Here is a 3,463-nt window from a genome sequence, read left to right on the forward strand (position 1 = left end):
ATACAACTTGCCTATGCCAATACCCTATTTGACCCTAAAGAAAATTTGGAAGGGTCTTTTAGAATTATAAAAAACCTTCCACAGAAAATTCTTGCTAATCAATTTATTGTCCGCTCTTTGGGTTTTCATGCTTACTTATACGAAGCTAAAAGTCAATTTCCTGAGAATATTTCCGATGATGATTATGTCATATTGCTGGGTGAAATCCTGTATGGATATGCTGAAGGGAAACGGGAGATATATGGAAAATGGAAAGAATTTCAAGGGAATTATCCATGGTATGTCAGCCGGTGGATTTTTTACATAGATGAAAGCACCTGATATGAATAATATATGTCCATATACCGGTTTAAGGTCATTTACTGAGGATGAAAGCATTTATTTTAAAGGCCGGGATCATCAGATAGATCAGCTTACTGATTTATTGGAGAAGAATAAGTTCTTGATGGTCACTGGGGCATCAGGAGAAGGCAAGTCATCTTTGATTTATGCCGGATTGATTCCCAATGCCCGCGCAGGCTTTTTCAAAGCAAAATATACCAATTGGGTTGTGACCGACTTCCGGCCCGAACGTAGTCCTGTCAAGAACATGGCCTCAGCTATTGCAGATAAATTCAATATTCTTGACACTGCCGTTGAAACAGAATTGAGAAGAGGATTTTCATCCCTGATTGATTTATATATCAATTCCGATTTTTATATAGATGAGCAGGATGAAAAGTGGCAGGATTTAGACGAAACAGGAAAAAGAAACAGAAAGAGAAAGGCTGCCAATTTGATGATCATTGTGGATCAGTTTGAGGAATTTTTTACCAATCCCGAAAACTTCTACAAAGAAGCCCTTTCACAGGACTCGCAGATTGTGGTGAATTTGATTTTGGAAACCGCCCGGATTGCCCTGAAGAAGAATATACCTGTATATGTAGTCTGTACCATGCGCTCGGATTATATAGGTCAATGCTCTGCATTCAGAGGCCTTCCTGAATATATCGGTTTTTCGCAGTTCTTTGTACCCCGATTAAAGCGAAAGGATTTAAAGCAGGTAATAGAAGAACCTGCGATTTTGAGTGGAAATAAGATTTCCCAAAGGTTGATAGAAAGGCTGGTCTATGATTTGGCTGAAGGCTTAGATCAGTTACCCATTTTACAGCATGCTTTGACCCAAATCTGGTTAGCAGCAGATAGTGGGGCTGAGGAAATGGATCTTATTCATTATGCTAAAGTTGGAGGGATGCCGGCCAATGAATTGCCGGACATTGATCAAAAGATTTTCCTAAATTGGTTTAAATCACTGCCCGAACATCAGCGGGTTTATTATCATCAGACCGGTTTAAACAAAGTTATTGAAATCCATGCCAGTATTTTATATGAAAATTCGTGGGAATATTATAACAAGGTAAATCCTGAAAACCCAATTTCCCAACACGAAGCCAAGAGGGTTATTGCATTAACTTTTAGTGGTCTTACAAAAATTGATAACAGCAGGGCGGTAAGAAACAGGATGAGTTTGGGAGAGCTTACCGAAATCATCAATACGCCTGACCTTAATTCCAAGGTGGTAGGTGGAGTTCTGAATATTTTCAGGGAGGAAGGTAATTCATTTATCAGACCCTTCAAGACAGAAGATCCGGATACCCATATTCTGCATGAGGAAACGGTTTTGGATATTACCCATGAAAGTTTGATCAGAAACTGGAATAAACTCAATGCCTGGGCCAACCAGGAATTTGAGTTTTACAGTACCTACTTAGACTTCAAAAAACAACTCGACCGTTGGAAGGACAATGGGAAAAGCAGAAATTTTTTACTACCGATCGGGCCCTTGTCATTTTTCGAAAACTGGTATGAAGAATGTAAACCTAATGTCGGTTGGATCAAAAGGTATTCAGAGATCAAAGAAAATGATGAAATAAGGACGAAGGAAGCCCAAAAACTTTTAACTGAAATCCAGGAGTTTCTGAAGAGAAGCAGTAGAAATGTTTTCTTTACCCGTACTTTTATGAAGTATGGCGCCCAACGCATAGGTACCTTTTTTGCCATCTTGGTGATGGTCGTATTGAGCGGGTTTTATTGGTATGATGCAGAACAAAAAGCGAATGAAAGGGTCATTGAACGTGCCAGGATTGAAGCTTTAACTTATCTGAACAGTCCAGAGGTTTTTAATCAGGATAAGGCAATATACCTGCTTGCAGAAGAGCGCTATGAACCGGGTTATTTGACTTCTTTCTTGTCTTCGATGAATCAAAAGGATAGAATTTCGCTGGCCATTGATACTTATAAATTTTTGATCTATGTAGATAAACATATTGAAGATCCTATTAGGGATTTGTTAGTAGATTTAATTTATAAGGATCTGAAATCACCGAATCCTGCAATTGAATCAGATTATATTTTGGCTCAGACCAATAAATTTCTACTCATTCTGATGAGGGATAATTATTACAGTCCTTCCAAAGAGAATGAAAAAATCATTACAGATTTAACAGAAAGAAACAGGAATAGAGTGGTGGATTTTTATGAGGCAACAGGTCAATTTAGTCCAACGTTGCCTTTTGAGCTCAATTTGGCCATTCAGCTATGGCTTACTGATAGCAATGCCACTTTGGAAGGAATCGATGAAGTTCTTCAGACCATTGCACCTACTGAAAGCGAGGAGGGAAAAATTGCTTTCTCCCGATATTATTCAAAGGGAAGTTTTGAGCCAAATGGGAGACTCCCAACGGATTTTAACAATGGTTATCATACTTTGGCTTCACTTTATGCAAGTAAAGGAGATATCAATGGGGTGGAATGGGCTTTTCAACAATTACTGAACAATGGACAAAGAGAGTACTTCGAATTGGGCAGGGTATTCAATAATCACCAAAATATTTTGGGGTATTTATATCAATACCGACATAGGCATCATGCACCAAGGCTGATCGAATGGATTGAGACCAACACCATTGATAATCCGGCAATCACCGTTTATAGAAATACAATCATCAGGTCCGGTTATATCACCCATTTGTATATTGGGGCCAATCTTGAACCTCAGGCCTTAAGATCCTATCGTGGCTATATTTACCCTAACCTGTTCTTTTCAGACCGATATGTTTATGATCAGATGAGTGAAGATTATGAAATATATATTAATCAGATCAGTGACCCATCAGAAAGGAATTATCAATTGGCCATTAACTCCAAAAGAAAAGCAGTTTTTACCCATAAATATTGGTTTGACCGTCAAATGGAAATCAATCAGGATCTGTTGGATTCCTGGTTGGATAATGCCTTTGAATATTATTCGAAGTTATCCCCTGCTTTTTTGGAAGTAAAAATACCTTCAACAATTCCTTACTATGGCGATGGGGTAAGGACAACGCAGCCTTCCAGAAAGGAATTATTCATTTATCCTGATTACCGGGATGGGTGGTTCAGTTGGAACTATCATTCAGATATGTTCTATCGCTATATGGATAGA

At 38.5% G+C, this 3,463-nt stretch carries 2 protein-coding genes; both read left to right on the forward strand.

The window, feature by feature from the left end; translation table 11 throughout:
* Window positions 1–321: hypothetical protein (locus ACEW8O_RS20730; RefSeq protein ID WP_373496538.1), on the forward strand; the 321-nt coding region annotated here is incomplete at its 5' end.
* 1 nt (window position 322) lies between these two features.
* The coding region (locus ACEW8O_RS20735; protein WP_373496539.1) for an ATP-binding protein at window positions 323–3,463 on the forward strand (3,141 nt) is incomplete at its 3' end.

The organism is Aquiflexum sp. (assembly GCF_041749095.1).
Classification (GTDB): domain Bacteria; phylum Bacteroidota; class Bacteroidia; order Cytophagales; family Cyclobacteriaceae; genus Aquiflexum.